This is a genomic window from Campylobacter sp. BCW_6464, assembly GCF_001762775.1.
In the GTDB taxonomy this organism is placed as follows: domain Bacteria; phylum Campylobacterota; class Campylobacteria; order Campylobacterales; family Campylobacteraceae; genus Campylobacter_D; species Campylobacter_D jejuni.
This window is the reverse complement of the sequence record NZ_MJXM01000047.1, coordinates 22,236-38,421: the sequence shown is the minus strand read 5'-3', so window position 1 is coordinate 38,421 and position 16,186 is coordinate 22,236. Positions and strand designations below refer to the sequence as shown.

Annotated in this window: 20 protein-coding genes and 1 pseudogene; 13 read left to right on the top strand and 8 right to left on the bottom strand. The window is 29.5% G+C overall.

Going from position 1 to position 16,186, the window contains the following annotated elements:
• From lysA to AJ885_RS05455, 4 genes are read right to left on the bottom strand one after another with little or no spacing between them, the layout of a single operon-like run.
• Positions 1–1,209: a diaminopimelate decarboxylase gene (lysA, locus tag AJ885_RS05470; RefSeq protein WP_002880506.1), complete on the bottom strand. Its 1,209-nt coding sequence runs from the start codon at positions 1,207–1,209 to the stop codon at positions 1–3.
• A 43-nt stretch (positions 1,210–1,252) separates the two neighbouring features.
• The gene (locus AJ885_RS05465; RefSeq protein WP_002880507.1) at positions 1,253–2,311 is read right to left on the bottom strand and encodes an LptF/LptG family permease; all 1,059 of its coding nucleotides are present in this window, start codon (positions 2,309–2,311) and stop codon (positions 1,253–1,255) included.
• A 1-nt stretch (position 2,312) separates the two neighbouring features.
• Positions 2,313–2,858 (bottom strand): aminoacyl-tRNA hydrolase, encoded by a 546-nt coding sequence (gene pth / locus AJ885_RS05460; protein WP_002861093.1) that lies wholly within the window; start codon positions 2,856–2,858, stop codon positions 2,313–2,315.
• Entirely contained in the window at positions 2,855–3,391 is a 537-nt protein-coding gene (locus tag AJ885_RS05455) for a 50S ribosomal protein L25/general stress protein Ctc (protein WP_002880509.1), read from the bottom strand. The genes pth and AJ885_RS05455 overlap by 4 nt, the downstream gene beginning before the upstream one ends.
• 133 nt (positions 3,392–3,524) lie before the next feature.
• Between AJ885_RS05455 and AJ885_RS05450 the strand changes: the two genes are divergently transcribed.
• The 3 genes from AJ885_RS05450 to AJ885_RS05440 are packed head-to-tail and all read left to right on the top strand — an operon-like array spanning position 3,525 to position 4,795.
• Positions 3,525–3,863 carry a DMT family transporter gene (locus AJ885_RS05450; protein WP_002880510.1) on the top strand — a complete coding sequence of 113 codons (339 nt, stop codon included), beginning with the start codon at positions 3,525–3,527 and terminating at the stop codon, positions 3,861–3,863.
• A gap of 2 nt (positions 3,864–3,865) precedes the next feature.
• Positions 3,866–4,180, top strand: a complete 315-nt coding sequence (locus tag AJ885_RS05445; RefSeq protein WP_002857436.1) for a DMT family transporter — start codon at positions 3,866–3,868, stop codon at positions 4,178–4,180.
• Positions 4,181–4,189: 9 nt separating this feature from the next.
• Positions 4,190–4,795, top strand: coding sequence for a dethiobiotin synthase (locus AJ885_RS05440; protein WP_002880513.1), 606 nt, complete (start codon positions 4,190–4,192; stop codon positions 4,793–4,795).
• Here the strand turns inward: AJ885_RS05440 and AJ885_RS05435 are convergent.
• The gene (locus tag AJ885_RS05435) at positions 4,782–6,065 is read right to left on the bottom strand and encodes an adenosylmethionine--8-amino-7-oxononanoate transaminase (protein ID WP_002880514.1); all 1,284 of its coding nucleotides are present in this window, start codon (positions 6,063–6,065) and stop codon (positions 4,782–4,784) included. The genes AJ885_RS05440 and AJ885_RS05435 overlap by 14 nt on opposite strands.
• Positions 6,066–6,132: 67 nt before the next feature.
• Here AJ885_RS05435 and AJ885_RS05430 point away from each other — a divergent pair, with 67 nt between their 5' ends.
• The 7 genes from AJ885_RS05430 to AJ885_RS05400 are packed head-to-tail and all read left to right on the top strand — an operon-like array spanning position 6,133 to position 11,309.
• A complete protein-coding gene (locus AJ885_RS05430) occupies positions 6,133–7,275 on the top strand; it encodes an aminotransferase class I/II-fold pyridoxal phosphate-dependent enzyme (protein ID WP_070210123.1) in 1,143 nt (380 codons plus the stop codon).
• Positions 7,272–7,883: a pimeloyl-ACP methyl esterase BioG family protein gene (locus tag AJ885_RS05425; RefSeq protein ID WP_002880516.1), complete on the top strand. Its 612-nt coding sequence runs from the start codon at positions 7,272–7,274 to the stop codon at positions 7,881–7,883. The genes AJ885_RS05430 and AJ885_RS05425 overlap by 4 nt, the downstream gene beginning before the upstream one ends.
• Positions 7,880–8,566, top strand: coding sequence for a malonyl-ACP O-methyltransferase BioC (gene bioC, locus AJ885_RS05420; RefSeq protein WP_002880517.1), 687 nt, complete (start codon positions 7,880–7,882; stop codon positions 8,564–8,566). Before AJ885_RS05425 ends, bioC begins: the two co-directional genes overlap by 4 nt.
• A gap of 50 nt (positions 8,567–8,616) precedes the next feature.
• The gene (gene modA, locus AJ885_RS05415; RefSeq protein WP_070280866.1) at positions 8,617–9,366 is read left to right on the top strand and encodes a molybdate ABC transporter substrate-binding protein; all 750 of its coding nucleotides are present in this window, start codon (positions 8,617–8,619) and stop codon (positions 9,364–9,366) included.
• Positions 9,363–9,764, top strand: coding sequence for a molybdopterin-binding protein (locus AJ885_RS05410; RefSeq protein WP_070210121.1), 402 nt, complete (start codon positions 9,363–9,365; stop codon positions 9,762–9,764). Before modA ends, AJ885_RS05410 begins: the two co-directional genes overlap by 4 nt.
• The gene (modB, locus tag AJ885_RS05405) at positions 9,757–10,431 is read left to right on the top strand and encodes a molybdate ABC transporter permease subunit (RefSeq protein ID WP_070210120.1); all 675 of its coding nucleotides are present in this window, start codon (positions 9,757–9,759) and stop codon (positions 10,429–10,431) included. Before AJ885_RS05410 ends, modB begins: the two co-directional genes overlap by 8 nt.
• Complete coding sequence (locus AJ885_RS05400; RefSeq protein WP_070210119.1) at positions 10,428–11,309, top strand: sulfate/molybdate ABC transporter ATP-binding protein; 882 nt, start codon at positions 10,428–10,430, stop codon at positions 11,307–11,309. Before modB ends, AJ885_RS05400 begins: the two co-directional genes overlap by 4 nt.
• Here the strand turns inward: AJ885_RS05400 and blaOXA are convergent.
• The 3 genes and pseudogenes from blaOXA to surE form a co-directional block, all read right to left on the bottom strand.
• Positions 11,265–12,037, bottom strand: a pseudogene (gene blaOXA, locus AJ885_RS05395) (OXA-184 family class D beta-lactamase). The gene AJ885_RS05400 and the pseudogene blaOXA sit on opposite strands and share 45 nt — an antisense overlap.
• Positions 12,034–12,699, bottom strand: coding sequence for a ThiF family adenylyltransferase (locus tag AJ885_RS05390; RefSeq protein WP_079396828.1), 666 nt, complete (start codon positions 12,697–12,699; stop codon positions 12,034–12,036). Before AJ885_RS05390 ends, blaOXA begins: the two are co-directional and overlap by 4 nt.
• A complete protein-coding gene (surE, locus tag AJ885_RS05385; RefSeq protein ID WP_044780369.1) occupies positions 12,689–13,465 on the bottom strand; it encodes a 5'/3'-nucleotidase SurE in 777 nt (258 codons plus the stop codon). The genes AJ885_RS05390 and surE overlap by 11 nt, the downstream gene beginning before the upstream one ends.
• 479 nt (positions 13,466–13,944) lie before the next feature.
• Between surE and AJ885_RS05380 the strand changes: the two genes are divergently transcribed.
• From AJ885_RS05380 to AJ885_RS05370, 3 genes are read left to right on the top strand one after another with little or no spacing between them, the layout of a single operon-like run.
• The gene (locus AJ885_RS05380) at positions 13,945–14,745 is read left to right on the top strand and encodes a cytolethal distending toxin subunit A/C (RefSeq protein WP_070210117.1); all 801 of its coding nucleotides are present in this window, start codon (positions 13,945–13,947) and stop codon (positions 14,743–14,745) included.
• 17 nt (positions 14,746–14,762) lie between these two features.
• Positions 14,763–15,569 carry a cytolethal distending toxin subunit B family protein gene (locus tag AJ885_RS05375; RefSeq protein ID WP_044780366.1) on the top strand — a complete coding sequence of 269 codons (807 nt, stop codon included), beginning with the start codon at positions 14,763–14,765 and terminating at the stop codon, positions 15,567–15,569.
• A 14-nt stretch (positions 15,570–15,583) separates the two neighbouring features.
• The gene (locus AJ885_RS05370; protein WP_002861073.1) at positions 15,584–16,156 is read left to right on the top strand and encodes a cytolethal distending toxin subunit A; all 573 of its coding nucleotides are present in this window, start codon (positions 15,584–15,586) and stop codon (positions 16,154–16,156) included.
• Positions 16,157–16,186 lie beyond the last annotated feature (30 nt).

Genomic DNA, 16,186 nt, shown 5'->3' with positions numbered 1-16,186 from the left:
TTAAGCCTTTAAAAATTTCTCTTCTAAAACGATTTGATCTTCAAAATTTTCTCTTTGACGGATCAATCTTACCTGTCCTTCTTCAAGGGCTAATTCGCAAACTTTATTACGAGTATTGTAGTTACTACTCATACTAAAACCATAAGCTCCAGTATTTTTAATAACCATTATATCACCACTTTGAGTGCTAGGTAAAGACCTTGCTTTAGCAAAAAAGTCTCCACTCTCACAAATTCCACCTACAACATCACATAAACTCTCTTGGGCTTGATTATAAGGTAAGATTATTTCATGATAAGCCTCGTATAAACTTGGGCGTATAAGATCATTCATCGCTCCATCTACTACAACAAAACGCTTGGTTTTATTTTGTTTTTCATAAAGTACTGAACAAACAAATTCTCCACTTTTAGCAACTAAATACCTTCCAGGCTCCATTCCTATGGTTAAATCAAGCCCATGAAGTTGTGCTAATATACCTTGTGCATAATTATAAAGATCAGGTTCGCACTCATCTTTTTCATAAGCCACACCCAAGCCACCGCCTATATCAAAAAATTTAAGATCGATTTGCAAGGCTTTTAACTCTCTTACAAGTTTTGCGACAATGGCTGCTGCTTCATGAATAGGAGAAATATCTAAAAGTTGCGAACCTATATGAAAATGCACTCCAACAGGCTCTAAAAAAGATGAATTTTTTGCATAAAGATACATTTTTCTTGCTATATCAATTTCAACACCAAATTTATTTTCATTTAATCCTGTAGAAATATAAGGATGAGTTTTTGCATCAACATTTGGATTAACACGAATACTGATTCTTGCCTTTAGATTAAGTTCTTTAGCCACACTTTCTAAAAGCATCATTTCAGCTTCACTTTCAAGGTTAATATATAAAATATCATATTCTAAAGCTTGTCTTAACTCTTCTTTGGTTTTTCCTACTCCACTAAAAATAATCTTATAAGCTTTTGCTCCTGCTTTTAAGGCACGCTTTACCTCGCCTATACTTACACAATCAAATCCACTATCTAAATTTGCAAGCATTTGCAACAAACTTAAATTTGAATTGGCTTTTACGGCGTAAAAAATTTGAGATTTTCTAGCCTTAAAAGCCTCTTTGAGATTTAAAAGACGCTCTTTTATGAAATCAAAATTGTAAATATAAAAAGGAGTATTAAATTCTTGCTTTAATTGTTTATAATCCATATTTAACCTTTAATTTTTATAATTTTACTACACAAAGCTTAATTTATCGATGCTTATAATACATATAAGCACTTAAACAACCCAAAATTATAATAGGCACTACAATGCCAATTTCACTTGCAATCACACTATTTTCGCTTAATCTAGTAAGCAAAAACAAGACTCCCCAAATCATCAAAGTCACTACAAAAGCTATAAAAGCTATAAAAGCAAGATTAAAAAATCTTGCTATTACAGGAAAAAAATAATACATAATAAGCATTAAAAATGGTGCAAAAAAAGGAGTAAAAACAAATTTATAAAGATTGATTTTAAGAGCATCTGTATTGACATTTTGCGCCTTAAAAAGCTCAAAACTTTCAAGTGCATCAGATATTGAATAATCACTATTACTAGCAACCCCTTCTATAATCTTTGGTTTAAAACCCTCAAGTGATTTAAGCTCGGAGAAATCTTGTATCTTTAAACCATCATTAGCAAGTTCATAATTTTTAGGTAATAATGTAATATTACCATCTCGCAAAATCCAACTTTCACCTTCAAAATAAGCATTTTTAGCACTTACAAAAGAGCTTAAATTTAAATCATTGATATTAAAAATTTTTATATTTTGAGCACTATTTTGTCCATTGTTTATCTTTGAAATATAAACAAAATTATTGTTAAATTTCAAAAACACTTCTCCACTTTGATTCATAATAGTGCCATTTTTTAAAATATTTCTCTTATAATCATTTGCATAAGCAAAAGAAGTAAAATTCAATCCTATATAAATACAACAAAAAAATAAAGCCCATAAAAAAGGAAATAAAATAACATAATTTCTGCTCAGTCCTAACGCATAAAGACTTACAAATTCATTTGCTCTGATCATAGAAATCAAAGAAACTACCAAAGCAAAAATCAAAGAAATGGGTAATACATAAGGCACTGCCGAGAAAGATAAAAACATAATATAAAGCAAATCAAGATTTGCGGCTTTTGGTAGATCTTTAAAATTTAAGAGCAAATCAATACCGCAATAAAAACCAAGTAAAGAAAAAAATATAATAAAAAAATTTTTTAGATAAATCCCTGAAATAAAACGAAAAAATATCCACATCTTAAGCCTTTAGGCTGTATTTGGATGATATAGCAGACAAATCATCATTTTCAATAAGCTCAAGCAAAGCTTTTTTTGTATGCTCTAAAACTTTGCTTAAGGTTATTTCTTCTTCGGGTTTAAATTTACCTAAAACATGAGAAATCACATTTTCACCCTTTCCCACTCCTATACGCACTCTTTCATAATCATTTCCACATAAAGTATCTATGCTTTTAAGTCCATTATGTCCACCACTTGAACCGCCTTTTTTAAAGCGCAAGGATCCTAAATTTATATCTATATCATCATGGATAACTATCATTCTTTCGCATTTATAAAAATCATTCACTGCTTTTACACTAAGTCCTGAATTATTCATATAAGTGCTAGGTTTAAGAAGAAGTAAAGAAGAACCTATTTTAAAAAGTTCTCCTTTAAATTTAGAGTTTGTAAGATTTGTAAAATTGCTTTCTTTTAAAAGCAAGTCAATTAGCATAAAACCGACATTATGACGGGTATTTTCATACTCTACGCCTATATTGCCAAGCCCTACGACTAAAATCATCTAGCTTTTTCTACGCCTACAACCGCTACTCTATCAGCATCAATTATAGTTACTCCTGCAGGAACTACAATATCACGAACAAGTAAAGCATCACCCACATCAAGTTTACTTACATCAAGTTCGAAGAAATTTGGTAAATTTTCAGCTGCACATTTTACTTTTAATCTTCTTTTTGATTGGATTAAAACACCTTTATTTTTAAGACCTATAGCTGTTCCTGTGATTTTAACTGGAACCATGTATTTAGAAATCACACCTTTTTGTGCAACTTTTAAATCCACATGTTTAAGTTCTGCAGTTACAGGATCTTTTTGATAATCCACAACTACAACGCTTAAAGTTTGAGAACCTACTTTTACATCAAAAATTAAAGTAGTTTTTTTACGAACTTCTTTAATAAACTCATTTACTTTAAAAGCGGCATTGATATTTTCTAATCCTTTTCCATAGATGTTTGCGATTAGATAACCATCTCTTTTTAAAGCTTTAGCAGCTTTTCTACCGATACTCTCTCTAACGATACCTTCTAACATCTTTTGTCCTTTCTTAAAAAATGAGCTTTGATTATATCTAATTTTGGCTTATGGAAAAGTAAATTTATAGCTTCTTTTAATTTCTTTAAGATATAATTTGTTTTACAAATATTATGTTAATTTAAGGCTTCATGTGAATGAAAAATTCAATATCAATATAGCTTGGTTTTTAATAATCTTAGGTGGGATTATAGAATGCTTTTGGGTAAGCGGACTTAAATATTCTACAGAAATTTGGCATTATATTTTAACAGCCATTGGAGTTTGTATTTCTTTTACTTGTTTTTTAAAAGCTTGTGAAAGACTTGAAGTAAGCATTACTTATAGTGTTTTTGTAGGCATTGGCACTATAGGAGTGGTTTTAAATGAAATGTTTATTTTTAACGAGGCTGTTTCTGTAATTAAACTTGTGCTTATAGCGATTTTACTTTTAAGCATTATAGCCCTTAAACGGGTAAGCAAGGAAGCTTAGTTATGGAATGGTTTTATTTGTTTTTAGCTACTGCTTGTGAAATTTTTGGTGTGGTAATCATGAAAGAACTTGTAAGCACTAAAAACAAGCTTTACCTTTTGGCTTTGATAGTGTGTTTTGGATTTTCTTTTACTTTTTTAAGTTTAAGTATGCAAAATATCGCTATGAGTGTTGCTTATGCTATATGGACAGGAGCTGGAACCGCTGGTGGGGTAATGATAGGAGTGCTTTTTTATAAAGAAAGTAAAAGTTTTTTAAAACTTTTTTTAATCACTGTGATTATTGCTTGTACAGTGGGTTTAAAATTTCTTTCTTAAGGATTTTTTGTGCAAATTTATGTAAGTGGAATACATACTGATGTAGGAAAAACACATTTTAGTGCAGCTTTTTGTGCGAATTTTAACTATGATTATTTTAAACTCATTCAAGCAGGAACTCCAACAGATAGCGAGTTTATTGCAAAATTTAGCCCAAAAACAAAGGTTTTTAAAGAAGGTATTTTTTTGCAAACTCCAGCTTCTCCTCATCTTGGAAAAATCAAAGAAAAGCTTGATTATAAAGCTCTAGATATCATTTTACCAAAAAGTAAGAACCTACTTATTGAGCTTGCGGGTGGGCTTTTTTCTCCTATGGATGAAAATTACACTATGATTGATTTTATGAATATTTTTAAACACCCTACGATTTTAGTAGCAAAATACTATCTTGGAAGTATTAATCATATCTTGCTTAGCATTGAAGCTTTAAAGCAAAGAAATATCAATCTTTTAGCCCTTATAATGATGGGCAAAAAAGATACCTTGCAAGATGATTTTATAAAAAATTATGCAAAAATTCCTATAATCAATCTTGATTTTTTTGATGAAAATAGTATTTTAAATAAAGATTTTAAGGAACAAATGCAAGAAATTTTACAACTTAAAATTCCTTAAAAATCTGCTCTAAACTTTCCACCACATAAACGATTTGTTCTTTTGTGATGATGTAAGGAGGCATAAAATATATAGTGTTTGCTAAAGGTCTTAAAAGCAAGCCTTTTTCTAAGGCTTTTTGAAATACAAAAAGTCCCACGCGTTCGTGTTTATGGCTTAAAATGTCAAAAGCACTAATCATTCCGCAAGTTCTAAAATTTCCTAAAAAATCAAATTTTTTAAGTTTTGAAAATTCTTGCTGGATAAAGGTACTTAAAATTTGATTTTTTTCTAAAATATTTTCATTTTCAAAGATATCTAAAACCGCATTAGCTGCTGCACAAGCTAAGGTATTTCCCGTATAGCTATGAGAATGTAAAAAAGCCTTTTGGCTTTCATAAGTATCATAAAAAGCATTATAAATTTCATCTCTTGTAAGCACTACAGAAAGTGGCATAAATCCACCCGTTATCCCTTTTGAAAGGCAGATAAAATCAGGGCTTTGTTTGCATTGATGTAAGGCAAACAAAGTTCCTGTGCGTCCAAAGCCTACTGCAATTTCATCAAAAATCACTTGCACATTAAAAGCATGACAAAGCTTGATCGCTTCATCGATAAAGCTAGCTTCATACATATGCATATTTCCTGCACATTGCACCAAGGGTTCAAGTATAAAAGCACAAATTTCACTTGCATTTTTTTCTAAAATATCTTTTAAAATTTCAAGCTCTTTAGTATAGTCTTTACCTTGTGGCACAGGAGTGCTTAAACACTCTAAAAGCAAGGCTTTGTAAGTATCTTTATAAAGTGCAATATCACCCACACTTAAAGCCCCTAAGGTTTCGCCATGATAGGAATTGCTTAGGGATAAAAATTTATTTTTTTTCAAACCTTTATTTAAATGATAATGAAAACTCATTTTAAGTGCTACTTCAATGGCGCTTGAGCCATTATCTGCATAAAAACATTTATTAAAATCACGCCCCACTTTTTCACAAAGTCTAGCCGAAAGTTTGATGATAGGCTCATGTGTAAAACCTGCTAAAATCACATGTTCAAGCTCATTAACTTGTTTTTTAATGGCATTTGCGATTTTTTCATTACAATGACCAAAAAGATTTACCCACCAAGAACTCACACAATCCATATAAGCTTTATCATCAAAATCATAAAGCCACACGCCTTTTGCTGTTTTTATAGGGATTAAAGGTAGGGTTTCGTGATCTTTCATTTGTGTGCAAGGGTGCCAAATGTGTTTTAAATCGAGATTTTTTAAGATTTGATTTTGCATTATAACTTCTTTTTTAAAAATATTTTGGCAAAATAATACTTTAAATTTTTAAATTTACAGGAAAAAAATGAAGCTTGAAAAAATTTTGCAAGATCTAGAGCAAAATCACAATCTAAGAACTCTAACGCCTTTAAAACATGAAAATAAATTTGTTTATAAGCAAGATCAAAAACTTTTAAATTTAGCAGGAAATGATTATCTTTATTTGGCGTCTTCTAAAGAGTTAAAAGCTGAGTTTTTAAATACCTTAAAAGAGCAAGATTTGTTTTTTTCAAGTTCGAGTTCAAGAAGTTTGAGTGGAAATTTTGAAATTTATGAAGAATTAGAAAGTTTTTTAAAGACTAAATTTAAAGATAAGGAAATTTTACATTTTAATAGTGGTTATCATCTAAATATCTCTTGTATAGCAGCACTTTCTAGCGTTTCTAAGACGCTTTTTTTAACCGATAAATTTATTCATGCAAGTATGATTGATGGTTTAAGACTTGGCGGAGCTGATTTTTTTCGTTTTCATCATAAAGATATGAATCATTTAGAGAGTTTAATCCAAAAACATTATGAAAATTATGAAAATATCATCGTTTTAAGCGAAGCTTTGTTTAGTATGGATGGAGATTTTAGCGATTTTAAAACTTTGTGTGAGCTTAAAAAACATTATGATAAAATTAAGCTTTATATAGATGAAGCACACAGCGTGGGTTGTTTTGATAAAGAGGGTTTGGGGCTTGTTAAAAAACTAGCCTTAGAAAATGAAGTGGATTTTTTGGTTTTTACCTTTGGAAAAGCCCTTGCTTCCATAGGTGCTTGTATGATATGTGATGAAAAATATAAAAAATTTTTCATCAACAAAGCTAGAGCTTTTATTTATTCTACAGCCTTGCCACCTATTAATGTAGCTTGGACACAATTTATTTTTAAAAAAATACCTTGTTTTAAGAAAGAAAGAGAAAAATTAGAACTTTTAAGCACTTTTTTTAAAAGTAAATTGCAAGAAAAAAATCACACTGTTTTAGGCGATGCTTATATCATTTGCTTACTTTTAGGTGAAAATAAAAAAGCCTTAGAAATTTCACAAAAACTCCAAAAAGCTGGATTTTTTGCTCCTGCGATCAAAGAACCTACCGTGCCAAAGAATAAAGCCAGAATTCGTTTTTCCTTACATGCAGGACTTAACACAGAAGAACTTGAAAGGATAATAGAGCTTTTATGAAATATGAATTTTTATGTAAAAATCCTGATTCAAAAAAACTTATAGTGATATTTGGAGGATTTGCTTCACATCCTAGTCATTTTTCGCATTTAAAAAGCAATAAAAATGTGATTTTATTTTATGATTATGAAAATTTTGATTTAAATTTTGATTTCAAAGCTTTTGATGAACTTTTTTTAATCGCTTTTTCTATGGGGGTTTGCGTAGCAAATAGACTTTTAAAAGAGCTTAATTTTAAACAAAAAATAGCCATAAATGGCACAAATTTAGGTATAGATAAATCAAAAGGAATTCATCCTACAATTTTTAAAAAAACCCTGCAAAATTTTAAATTAGAAAATTTCAAAGAAGTTTTATTTGAAGAACACAAAAGCTTAGTCAAAGATTTTATTTTTAAAGATGAAAAAGCTTTAAAAATAGAACTTGAAAAACTTTTTGACTTTGCTTTAACAAAACAAGAAGAAAATTTGCTTTGGGATAAGGTTTATTCAAGTAAAGAAGATAAAATTTTTCCACCAAATACTTTAAAAAATGCTTTTTCAAAACTTATTTTTTTAGATGAACCGCATTTTGCTTTTTTTGATTTTAAAACTTGGGATGAAATTTGAATTTTTTAAAAGCAAAAGATTATGAAAAACATGCAAAAGTGCAAGATTTTATGGGTTTAAAACTTTGTGAAATTTTAAAAGATTTAAAAATTTCACATTTTGAAAAAGTGTTTGAATTTGGTTGTGGTAGAGGTGAATTTAGCAAAAAACTTCAAAATTTCATTACTTTTAATGAGTATTTAAGAAACGATATTTTAGATTTTAAAGAAAATTCTAATATTTTAATTTTTAATATGAATGAAATTGCAAAACAGGATTTAAGTAAAGAGAAATTTGATCTTATTGTTTCAAATGCAACTTTGCAATGGCTTGATTTAAAACGCATTATACCAAGTCTTAGGGATATGCTGAATCAAAATGGGATTTTACTTCTTTCTACTTTTGCAAAACAAAATTTAAAAGAAATCAAACAAAGCACGGGTTTTGGTTTAAATTATTTTAGCTTAAATGAATTAGAGCAAATTTTTAAAATCTATTTTGATGAAGTAAAAATCACTCAAGAACTCATAAAATTAAGTTTTAATAATGCTTTAGATGTTTTTAGACATTTAAAATTTAGCGGTGTAAATTCTTTAGGATTTTATCCTTTAAATAAAGGTTTTTTAAAAGAATTTGAAGAAAAATTTCAAAACAAACTCACTTATCATCCTGTATTTATTTTATGCAAAAATGATATAAAATGAATTTTTTGTGTTATAATCCAAAAATTAAATTTTTACACAAGGAAAACTAAATGAAAAAGTTTATAGTATTTTTTGGGATTTTGTTTTTTACCTTACATCTAAATGCACAAAATTTAAGCATTTTTGTAGCTTCTTCAGCTTCAAAGGCAATGAGTGAAGTTAAAGATGAGTTTTTGAAAACACATCCAGAAGATAAAATAGAATTGGTTTTTGGTGCTTCTGGAAAATATTATGAGCTTTTAAAACAAGGAAGAGAATTTGATCTCTTTTTTTCAGCGGATACTAAATATGCTAAGGCTATTTATGATGATAAAAATGCCTTAATAAAGCCAAAAGTTTATGTTTTAGGAGTTTTGGCTTTGTATAGTTTGGATAAAAATTTACTCCAAGGAGGTGTTGAAAATTTAAAAGAAAAGGCAGGTAAAATCACGCATCTAAGCATAGCCAATCCTAAAGTAGCTCCTTATGGAGTAGCGGCTAAAGAAGTGCTTGAAAATTTGGATTTAAATGAGCTTTTTAAGGATAAAATCGTTTTAGGTGAAAATATCTCAGTGCCTGTTTTACATGTAGATAGTAAAAATGCAGATATAGCTATAGTGGCTTATTCTTTAGTTTCTCCTATTAATCATCCTAAAGGTAAAACAAGTATTATTAATCCAAAGTATTTTAGCCCTTTAGAGCAAAGTTATGTCATCACAAAATATGCTAAGAATAAAAAATTAGCCTTTGAATTTAGCGAATTTATTGGCTCTTTAAAAGCAAAAGAGATTTTTAAAAAATACGGATTTAGCACACCATGAACCTTATAAAAGGACAAATTTGTGAGCTTTTAAATCAAGAGGATATAGTTATTGTTAAAATACTTTCTAAAGAAGTGATTTTTAGTGTTTTAATGCTTGAATTAAAATCTTTAGAAAATTTAAAAATTGGTGCGAGTGTAGAACTTCTTTTTAAAGAGCATGAGCTTTGTTTTAGCACAAGTAAAACTCTTTTAAGTGTTGAAAATTCTTTTTTAGCTAAAATTACAAAAATTAAAAAAGGCGAACTTTTGTATCAGATATTTTTTGATTTTAAAGATAACGAGCTTTCTAGTATCATCACCAAAGAAAAAGCTTTAGAACTTGAACTTTGTGAAAATCAAGAATGGCTTTGTTTTGTAAAAGCAAATGATATTGTATTAAGGAGTCATAATGCTTAATCCAGCTTTTTTACAAACCCTTTATCTTACTTTTAAACTTGCTTTTATCACGACTTTTATTCTTTTTTTTATTGGTGTATTTTTAGCTTATTTGTTAAGTTTTGTGCGTTTTCCTTTTAAAACAATCCTTCAAAGCTTTATTTCTTTGCCTTTGATTTTACCTCCTAGTGTTTTGGGATTTTATTTGCTTGTAACTTTTTCGGCTAATAGTTTTTTAGGGCAAGTTTTAAAAGAATATTTTAATCTTTCTTTGGTTTTTAGTTTTGAAGGTCTTGTTTTTGCTTCTTTAATTTTTTCTTTGCCTTTTATGGTAAATCCTTTGCAAAGTGCCTTTTCATCGATCAATCCAAATTTGCTCGATGCTTCTTATAGTTTAGGTAAAGGTAAAATTTATACTCTTTTTAGAGTGATTTTACCTAATTCTAAAGCAGGAATTTTTAGTGCTTGTGCGATGAGTTTTGCCCATACTGTGGGTGAATTTGGAGTCGTGATGATGATAGGAGGACATAAACAAGGTGAAACTTTAGTAGCTAGTATAGCTATTTATGATGAACTTGAAATCTTAAACTATAGCTTGGCACATCAATATGCTTTTATATTGTTTATTTTTTCTTTTTTAGTGCTTTTTAGTCTTTATTTTGTCAATAAAAAAATGAGTTTTCAATGATAAAAATTAATATCAATCATCCTATGAATACTGCCAAAGGAAGACTGGATTTAAATTTTAAAAAAGATATAGAATCAGGAAAAATTACCGCACTTTTTGGCGAAAGCGGAGCAGGAAAAACCACTCTTTTAAAAATCATAGCAGGACTTATAGAGCCTAAATTGGGGCGTATAGAAGTAGATAATGAACTTTGGTTTGATTCTTCAAAAAATTTTAGTTTAGCTTTGCAAAAAAGAAAAATCGGTTTTGTTTTTCAAGATTATGCGCTTTTTCCAAATATGAATGTAAAAGAAAATATCGCCTATGCCACTAGTTCTAAGACAAAGATTAGTGAGCTTTTAGCCTTAATGGGTCTTGAAAATTTGGCTAAAATTTATCCTAAACATTTAAGCGGAGGACAAGCACAAAGAGTGGCCTTAGCAAGAGCTTTAGCAAGGGAACCAAAAATTTTGCTTTTAGACGAGCCTTTGAGTGCTTTGGATTTTAAAATGCGTGCCAATTTACAAGATGAATTGGCTAAAATTTTAGAATATTTTAAGATAAGCACTTTATTAGTCAGTCACGATCTAACTGAAATTTATAAGTTAAGTCATAGAATTTTAGAACTTAAAAATGGAAAAATCATTAAGGATTTTCCTAAAAATGAATTTTTTACTCATTCAAGTATTAGTGCAAAATTGCGTTTGAGTGCAACTTTGCTAGAAATTAAAAAAAGTGATATTTTAGTGGTTTTAACCTTGCTTTTAAATCAAGATATTATTAAAATCACTCTTAGTGAAGAGGAATTTTTAAAAGCTTATCAAGATATAAAAATAGGCGATACTCTCATACTTTCAGTAAAAGCTTTTAATCCTATTATTGTTGGAAAAATTAGCTAAATACTTATTTAATAATTTTCCCTTATTTTAATATTTTTAATGTCCTTTATATCAACATTTAAAGCAAAAGATAAAATTTTGTTTTCAGTCTTTACAAATCCAACAATCCAAGCTAAATTGATATTATCATTAAAACCTGTTTTAGCATAAATTTTTTGGATTTTATCTTCCTTAAAAAGAATAATTTCTTTAACTTCTTCTTGAATTTTTTTAGAAAAAGGTAAAGAATTTTGCGAAAATTTAAAAAGTAAATCAGCTTGATTTTTTGCAGAAATTTGTAAAGAATTATCTAGCCAAAAAGTATCGATTTTTGAAATTTTTGCATTTCCATAAGAAAGTTTATTTAAGCTTTCTTGCATGGTTTTAAGTCCTATTTTTCTTGCCAATTCTTTAAAAGCAGGCACTTGAGAGCGTTTTATAGCTGAGCTTAAACTAGCATCTTGTTTCCAAGAGGGCAAAAATACTTTTTCGCCCTTATAATGATAAAAAATTTCCTTTGTATCTCTAACTACACCATTATCAAGCGCAATTAAAGCATTAAAAATTTTAAAAGTTGAAGCAGGAGAAAAGGCTTGTTTAGCTCTTTGAAAATCATTACTTGCATAATTTTTTCCATCAAAGACTATAAAAGTCCCACTTGTATTATAATCTTTAAAAAAATTACCAAGTATTTTATCCTCTCCAATGGCTATATTCAAAAACAATATAAATACAATAAAATTTCTCATTGCTCTTTATATTTTGATAAGACTTTTCTCATTGCTAAACTTGCTAAAGCCAAACCAAAAGAAGCTGTTACACCCATAAAAGAACCCAAATCTTTACAATGTGCTTCTTCATCAGAAAATACCACATCAAAATTTCCCTTAAAACCTGATTTTCTAAGCTCATAACGGAATTTTTTAGCTAAAGCATCGCCGTGAGTTTTAAAAATACTTGTAGTTTTAATGCGTGTTGGATCAAGCTTTCTAGCTCCACCTGTTGAAGAGATAAAAATTTGTTTTTTAAAATCTATAAGATGAGCCAAAGCTACTTTTACAGGGATATCATCAATGGCATCTATGATAAGATCAAACTCGCTTAAATCAAAATTTTCTAAAAAATCTTCATCGATTTTGCTGACTATACCTTTAGCCTTGTAAATTCTTTCAAATACTTTAGCTTTTTCTTCGCCTATATTTTCGCTATGAATTTGGCGATTTTGATTGGTGATTTCAAATTTATCCGCATCGATTAAAGTAAGGTTTTTAAAACCGCTACGATAAAGTGCATCAACGCAAATTCCACCCACTCCACCAAGTCCGCAAACCAGAACTTTTGTTTGTGAAATTTTTTGAAATTTTTCTTCTCCAACTAGCCATTTTATACGTGTAAATCTATCATTCATCATTTGCCTTTAACCATTTTTTAACTTTTTTCATTTTTTCATAAGCTGTAAGATCCAGCATTATAGGGGTTATTGTAGCGTAGCCTTTTTTAAGTAAGACAATATCGCTATTTTTCTCATCTTCAAAGTCTAAATTCGCTGCTGCAAGCCAATAATACTCAACTCCTCTCGGATTGACATTTGAGTGGGCTTCAAAATTATAAACCCTTTTGCCTGCTTTACAAATTTTAATGCCTTTGATTTTTGATTTTGCAGGAAAATTGATATTTAAAAATTCTTTTTTTTCCAAAGGAAAACCTTTATCAAAAATATTTTGAATGATTTTTTTGGTAATTTTTAAAGCATTTTTATAGTCTAGTTCTTTTTCGCTTTTTTTATAAAATTGAGAAAGAGCGATAGCAGGAATTCCTTGTAAAACCGCCTCCATAGCTCCTGCACAAGTTCCTGAGTAGGTAATATCTTCACCTACGTTTGCTCCTTTGTTAATCCCACTGATTACAAGATCAGGCAAGCGTGTTTTATAAAGTGCGTGAAGCGCAAGATAAATACAATCTGCTGGAGTGCCATCATCAAGCTTGTAAAATCTTTTTCCTACTTTAACAAAACGCAAAGGTTTGGTTAGGGTTATGGAGTGTGAACAAGCTGATTTTTCACTAGCAGGAGCTACTATGGTGATCTTGGCTTTAAATTCTTTTTTTAACATCTTAATGAGTTTTTTAAGTCCTTCGCTTTCATAGCCATCGTCATTAGTGATAAGAATTTCTTTCATTGCTTTTCCTTATTGGATATTTTAACATAAAAAGCTTTAAGAATAAACACAAACAAAGCTATATAGAAATGTTCTTTATAATTAATTCGTTTATTCTCAACTCAATAAAGCAATTCACAATTAACTTAAAATCAACTTAATTTTTATTATTTAGTCCAATCTACACTTTAAAATCACGATTTTAATCGTAACTCTTCTAATGTTCAAATATTTTAAATTCCATACTCATTTATATTTTTATTCTTAAAAACTTAAAATTCCATAGTTTAAATTTTAATAATAAAAAAACTTTTTTTATTATTAAAATTAACTTTCATTTTGATATTAATATATTTTTTTATAACTATAATTTTTCCAAAAAATTAAAATTTTATTCTTTTATAGAAGACAATTATTTAATCTTAAATTATAATTTTTTATACATTTTTAAAATTATATTATTATACTTATCGATATCTTAATTCACTCAAGGAGAAAAAATGCAAAAATTTCATTCTATGATAGTATTAAGCTTATTATTGATATTTTTTATCGGATGCTCTTCTAAAGAGCTTAATCCTCTGGGACGATCTTATGGTGATTTACATGATAGCGATCCGCTTAAAATAGGAAAAACACCTACAATACCAGCCAAACAAGAAACTCCTGCTTTAGTTGATGGTTCAGATTTGATACCAAAAGATGTTCCTTTAGAACCACCTGTAATAAAAACAAATACTTTTAAAGGTAATGATTTTATTAAAGGACCTTCGCCTAGAACGCAATCAAACGGAGAATTTAACAATGTTCCTGTATATGAAAACAGAGGATATTTTAGTGATTACATAACCATAATGGGTCCATCAGGAGCAGCTTTAACTGTATGGGCTTTAAGACCAGGAAATTGGATATGGGGTTATACATTATATTCAAGCAGACCTTTTGGCGATGCAAATGTATGGCAGCTTATAGAATTTCCTCAAAATAAAGTTATGATTAAAAATGTCAAAACACTCACATGTCTAAATGCTTATGGCGAAGGGATCGTCCATTACCCTTGCGATCAAAGTAATTACGCTCAATTTTGGACCCTTCTTCCTATGGACAACGGTGCATATCAAATTCAAAATTTAGCGACCAAGCAATGTATTCAAACGCCGATACATGATGTTATGAAAGAATTTAATTTAAGCTATTATAAAATATTTCTCACCGAATGTGTAAAATCAGGAGAAAAAAATTTAGATAGACAGTGGTACATAGCACCTCCTACCTATACCGCTCGAAATCCTTATAGATAATTCAATTGGAGTTGAATATGAAAAAAATATTATTGATTATTTTAAGTATCAATTTGAGTTTTGCTTCTTTAGAAGATTATAATGTTGGAACATGGAATTTGCAAGGTTCTTCAGCATCAACAGAAAGTAAATGGAATATTAGCATTAGACAACTTGTTACAGGAAGCAACCCTATGGATGTTTTAGCCGTCCAAGAAGCAGGAGTTTTACCGTCTACCGCAACGATGACTCAAAGACAAGTCCAACCTGTTGGTGTGGGTATTCCTATTCATGAATACGAATGGAATTTGGGAACTTCATCGCGTCCTAATTCAGTATTTATATATTATTCAAGAATTGATGTAGGAGCAAATAGAGTTAATATGGCAATAGTAAGTAGAAGACAAGCGGATGAAGTAATTGTTTTACCTCCTCCAACCGTTGCTTCAAGACCTATCATAGGAATCCGTATTTGCAATGATGTATTTTTTAACGCACATGCTTTAGCAAGAGGTGGAAATGATGCAGGAGCTATAGTTACTGCTGTTGATATGCATTTTAGAAATATGCCTCTGATTAATTGGATGATCTTGGGAGATTTTAATAGAGATCCAAATTCATTAATGTCTTTATTAGATCAAGGATTAAGAAACCGAGTACATTTTGTTTCTCCTGCATCTTATACTCAAGCAAGTGGTGGTGTTCTTGATTACGCTGTTACAGGAAATTCTGATACAACCAGAAGATATACTCCCCCAGCTATACTAGCTATACTAGCTGCTGCTGGACTTAGAACATTTTTAGCTTCAGATCATTTTCCTGTGAATTTTAGAAAATTTTTTTAATATAAGGTGTTGTTATGAAAAAAATTGTTATTTTAATATTGGTTTTATTAAGCTTATCTAAATCTATCGAAGAACCTGGCGATTTATCTGATTTTACACCAATGTTTACTATTAGATCCTTACAGACAGGAATTAGTTTAAGCCCTTTTAGAGAGACTTCAGAAGATTTAAAAGACCAAAATTGGATCTTAAGAGAAATTATACTTAGCGATGAATTAAAACAAAAAGATGAATTAGGGGAATTGTTACGCTTTGGTTATGTGCAATTTGTAAATCCAAACGATGATGATATTTGTTTGGCGATACTAGAAAGTGGTTTTTTTGGAGGGAAATCATGCAAACAAGATTTAAAAGATGGAAAGTTAGAAACTATATTTTCTATTATGCCAACAACTAGCTCAGCAGTTCAAATAAGATCTTTAGTTGAAGGTGGAAGAGAATGTATAAAAATATTTTACAACCCAAATGTTCCAATAGAAAAACGTTTTGGTATACAACCATGTACTTTAGATTCAGCTTTATTTTTAGATTTAAATGAATTAATGTTTTTTACCCCAGCTATTATAGAAGCAACCCCTATTTATTAATTACTTGCAAGCAAGCTAAAATAAAAGCTT

Coding starts and splice junctions, on each gene's coding strand:
- lysA (WP_002880506.1), bottom strand. CDS start 1,209: ATGGATTATAAACAATTAAAGCAAGAATTTAATACTCCTTTTTATATT.
- AJ885_RS05465 (WP_002880507.1), bottom strand. CDS start 2,311: ATGTGGATATTTTTTCGTTTTATTTCAGGGATTTATCTAAAAAATTTT.
- pth (WP_002861093.1), bottom strand. CDS start 2,858: ATGATTTTAGTCGTAGGGCTTGGCAATATAGGCGTAGAGTATGAAAAT.
- AJ885_RS05455 (WP_002880509.1), bottom strand. CDS start 3,391: ATGTTAGAAGGTATCGTTAGAGAGAGTATCGGTAGAAAAGCTGCTAAA.
- AJ885_RS05445 (WP_002857436.1), top strand. CDS start 3,866: ATGGAATGGTTTTATTTGTTTTTAGCTACTGCTTGTGAAATTTTTGGT.
- AJ885_RS05435 (WP_002880514.1), bottom strand. CDS start 6,065: ATGCAAAATCAAATCTTAAAAAATCTCGATTTAAAACACATTTGGCAC.
- AJ885_RS05430 (WP_070210123.1), top strand. CDS start 6,133: ATGAAGCTTGAAAAAATTTTGCAAGATCTAGAGCAAAATCACAATCTA.
- AJ885_RS05425 (WP_002880516.1), top strand. CDS start 7,272: ATGAAATATGAATTTTTATGTAAAAATCCTGATTCAAAAAAACTTATA.
- modA (WP_070280866.1), top strand. CDS start 8,617: ATGAAAAAGTTTATAGTATTTTTTGGGATTTTGTTTTTTACCTTACAT.
- AJ885_RS05410 (WP_070210121.1), top strand. CDS start 9,363: ATGAACCTTATAAAAGGACAAATTTGTGAGCTTTTAAATCAAGAGGAT.
- modB (WP_070210120.1), top strand. CDS start 9,757: ATGCTTAATCCAGCTTTTTTACAAACCCTTTATCTTACTTTTAAACTT.
- AJ885_RS05400 (WP_070210119.1), top strand. CDS start 10,428: ATGATAAAAATTAATATCAATCATCCTATGAATACTGCCAAAGGAAGA.
- AJ885_RS05390 (WP_079396828.1), bottom strand. CDS start 12,699: ATGATGAATGATAGATTTACACGTATAAAATGGCTAGTTGGAGAAGAA.
- surE (WP_044780369.1), bottom strand. CDS start 13,465: ATGAAAGAAATTCTTATCACTAATGACGATGGCTATGAAAGCGAAGGA.
- AJ885_RS05380 (WP_070210117.1), top strand. CDS start 13,945: ATGCAAAAATTTCATTCTATGATAGTATTAAGCTTATTATTGATATTT.
- AJ885_RS05375 (WP_044780366.1), top strand. CDS start 14,763: ATGAAAAAAATATTATTGATTATTTTAAGTATCAATTTGAGTTTTGCT.
- AJ885_RS05370 (WP_002861073.1), top strand. CDS start 15,584: ATGAAAAAAATTGTTATTTTAATATTGGTTTTATTAAGCTTATCTAAA.